At 65.8% G+C, this 635-nt stretch carries 1 pseudogene; it reads left to right on the forward strand.

Features of this window, described 5'->3' with window-relative positions:
- A pseudogene (locus tag ACXJKJ_RS30935) lies at positions 1-635 on the forward strand (TonB-dependent siderophore receptor); the annotation flags it as partial.

Here is a 635-nt window from a genome sequence, read left to right on the forward strand (position 1 = left end):
ACCCAGGGGGTGATCAGCCACTACCACATGGAAACCGACGACCTGCCCGACGCCGGCGGCTTCCCGTACAGCAACCCGTTCACCAGCGGCGCCAACCTGGCGCTCAACGGCGACGGCAGCCCGATCGTGACCAACCGCGACGCGTTCTACGGCCTGGTCGACCGTGACTTCCAGAAGACCCGCGCCGACATCACCACCTTGAACCTGTCGCATGATTTCGGTGGCATCGTGCTGCGCAACATCACCCGCTACGGTGATACCCGCAACGATTACCTGTGGACCCAGCCGGACGACAGCAAGGGCAATCCGAACCTGTACGGCACGGTCTGGCGCCGCACCAACTCGCGCGCCACGCAGACCGACAGCTTCATCAACCAGACCAGCGTGACCGGCGAGATCGAGACCGGCCCGCTGCGCCACAGCTTCAACGCCGGCGTGGAATACAGCAGCGAGAAGACCGTGCGCGGCAACTACCTGATCGGCGAGGTGCGTCGCCCGAACGGACAGACCACCGGCGGCACCAACAACCCGATCACCGGCAACCAGAGCTGCCCGACGACCGGCGCGGCCACCGGCTACAACTGCACCGACCTGACCAACCCGAACCCGAACGATCCGTGGGCGTCGCTGCACAC

The sequence above is a fragment of the Roseateles sp. P5_E1 genome, from assembly GCF_054049335.1.